The organism is Roseateles sp., assembly GCF_049240545.1.
GTDB lineage: Bacteria > Pseudomonadota > Gammaproteobacteria > Burkholderiales > Burkholderiaceae_C > Paucibacter_A.
Window position 1 is genome coordinate 1 of record NZ_JBMLSK010000226.1, and the last position, 2,759, is coordinate 2,759.

Sequence of the window (2,759 nt, forward strand, 5' to 3'; positions counted from 1 at the left end):
GCTCGGACAGCGGCAGTGCCAGCTCAACGAGCACGGCGGGCATCAGCGGGATCGCAGGCGCTACCGACGCACGCACGGGCGACAAGGAAGCGGGCCTCAAGCCCATCTTCGACAAGGACAAAGCGCGCCAGGAGGTGAACGCGCAGGTGGCCGTCACCAGCGAGTTTGGCAAGCAGGCGAGCAAGTTCCTCGGTACGGAAGCCGGCAAGAAGCGAGATGCGCTTGCGGACCAGGCCAAAGCCGAAACCGACCCGGAGAAGCGTCAAGCCCTGCTGGAGGAAGCCAAGAAGTGGGATGAGGGCGGCAGCTATCGCGTGGCCCTGCATACGGTCATTGGCGGGCTGACGGGCGGCGGCGCAGGCGCGGTGGGTGCCGGTGCGGCGAGCGCAGCAGCGCCCACGCTCGAAGCGCTGCAAGCGGGCCTGAAGACGGCGCTCAAGGAGGCTGGGCTGGGCGACAGCGCCGCCAACCTCATCTCCGGTCTGGCCGGCGGAGCCACGGCAGCGACGATAGGCGCCGCGGCCAGCGGCGGCAGCACAGCGGGTGCGGCCACGGCCTTCAATGCCGATATGAACAATCGGCAGTTGCATTTCACCGAGGCTCAGAAGCTGGCGGCCCTCAAAGAGGGCAAGACCAAGCAGGAGCAAGAGCGACTGGATGCGGCGGCGTGCGCCTTGGTGCGCTGTGCCGATGGTGTGCCGAGCAGCGACCCGAACAAAGCGCGGTTGGTCGCCATGCAGACGGCGGGCGCAGGGTACTTCAAAGAGCAGCAGCAGCTCCAAGCCAGCGGTGAGTTTGTATATGACAAGCTTGATCCAACCCGCGACTGGATCACGCGTCATGGCGAAGCGGCCCAGCGCCTAGGGGGCGCCGTCAATGCGGGCGCTGGGGCTGTGGGCACGGTGGGCATGGGTGTGCTCACCATGGGCCAGGCTGTGGCCTGCCCTGCCACCGCCATCAGCTGTGCTGGGGCCGCGTTCACCGGTACCTTGTCGGTGATGTCGTATCAGCAGGCGCGGGAAGGAACTCAAGCCCTGGTGGGGGGGTACAAGTCGACCGAAGGCCAGCGGGTTCTGGATTCTTTCAATCTTGAAACCTATCCCGGCGAGCGGACCATCCTCAAGAATGTCGCCGTCGAGAGCGCCAAAGCAGGCTTAACGGCCCTTGCTGCCAAGTTCATTCCCAAGGGATTGGCTGCTGCTGAGGACGCAATAGCTCAGCGCGCGGCGGGCAGGGGCAGCGCGCCTGAAGTTACAAGCGTCTCGGGCAAGCCCGATTCGATGCTGCCGGACGCCGATTTCAGCAATAAGCCGAGCGGACTTAACGAGACCACGCCGATCAAAGACAAGTTCGGCAAGGCGCCCAACGACAGCGATCTGGCGACACACTTGTCAACTGGGGGGCCGAGCAGCAAGAGCGTTTACGGTGCTCACGCAGAGGCGGCGTATCAAGCGGAGTTGAGAGCTATCGGCGCAACGGAAATTGGCAAGCCTGTAGAGATTGCACCAGGCATTTGGGAACATCAGTACAACACATCTGATCGAATTGCTGCCGGAAAACCCCCCCTCCCTAAAACTACCTATGACGGCACTTGGACAGATCAGCAGATCCTCGACATGTCTAGGCAGGCGTCGTCTCAGGTATGGACGGAAATTCAGAGGACAGGCCTGGTTCCCCAAGACGCGGTGCAAGTAATAGTTGGCGGAGTACCGTTCCGGGTCTTGATCGCCAGAGATTCCAACGGCAAGATTGTCAGCATTTACTCACATCCAGGAAAGAAATGACAGACTACGCATCCACGTTCCCGCTTTCCTCAAGGTTCCGGTTTTCAGATCACGCAGTCTTTGCAGTTGCGACATCGCTGATTCTTTCTGAGTTGAGCGGAAGTCGTCATCAGCCCGGGCGAATACACGCTGCGATCACAGCGTTGATCGGCACAGGAGTCGCTTTGGACGGCGCTGAGCCGGCTGGCCATGAGATTGGGAAGTGGCAGCACAAGTTCATGTGCGACGAAATTCCACCAGCTCCCGTAGATGGCAGCGCCTACTTTGCATGGGTGTCGTCCGATTTTTGGGACTACGACCCGCCGTTGGTGATCTACACCAAAGTCGAATTCATGACTCTCCTCGAGGACTGCTGCCGGAACTTCGTCGCAGCTCATCCTAATTGCCGCGAAGAGTTTGCCGCTGCATTGGCCGCTAATGGCATGTCGCTTGATCCAACAGCCGAGCGGCCCTGAACGAACCTCACTAATGTGCCGTGCGTGGTACCGCCGCACAACCCCGCTGAGATATAGCTCAGGCAGGAGGTCGCTCTGTGAAGCAAGAACGTTATGAATGGATTCGAGATAGCTCCGAAGGTATGGAATTGGATGCGGTTTGGGATTACGTTATGGAAGATGCCTGTACCTTCGAAGACCGCAAAGCACTGTTCCTTCATGTGCTTGAGCGGCTGCTACGAGAAGGAAATATCAAGCTGATTCACATGGACACTGACATACCGATGCGTGGCACTGTGAAGGAGCAAATCCAGCAGTTCTCGGATGCGTTCCCGAAGACGATGGACGAGATGGATCTTGGTGAGGGCAACGGTATTGGTCTTTGGTTCCTGACGGAGCAATGCCCAGGTGGATCGGCCTGGCAAGTCCCGCCACTTACGGGTGATCAACTGCCCGAGTAGCGCTGCAGCAAGCTACTCGGCGGCATCGGCCTGAGCTTCACCCTGGGCGCCAGCCGCAGCCAGAGCCAGCAAAGCAGCAG

General features: G+C 60.3%; 2 protein-coding genes and 1 pseudogene. All 3 read left to right on the forward strand.

Annotation, left to right across the window (positions count from 1 at the left end):
• Positions 1 to 1,784: pseudogene (locus ACOVRJ_RS16210) on the forward strand (hypothetical protein); the annotation flags it as partial.
• Positions 1,781 to 2,239: a hypothetical protein gene (locus ACOVRJ_RS16215; protein WP_422044871.1), complete on the forward strand. Its 459-nt coding sequence runs from the start codon at positions 1,781 to 1,783 to the stop codon at positions 2,237 to 2,239. The pseudogene ACOVRJ_RS16210 and the gene ACOVRJ_RS16215, both read left to right, overlap by 4 nt.
• A 77-nt stretch (positions 2,240 to 2,316) precedes the next feature.
• A complete protein-coding gene (locus tag ACOVRJ_RS16220) occupies positions 2,317 to 2,679 on the forward strand; it encodes a DUF596 domain-containing protein (protein ID WP_422044872.1) in 363 nt (120 codons plus the stop codon).
• Positions 2,680 to 2,759: the final 80 nt, after the last annotated feature.

Excerpts from the sequence above, each read along its gene's own strand:
- ACOVRJ_RS16215 (WP_422044871.1), top strand. The coding sequence starts at position 1,781 with ATGACAGACTACGCATCCACGTTCCCGCTTTCCTCAAGGTTCCGGTTT.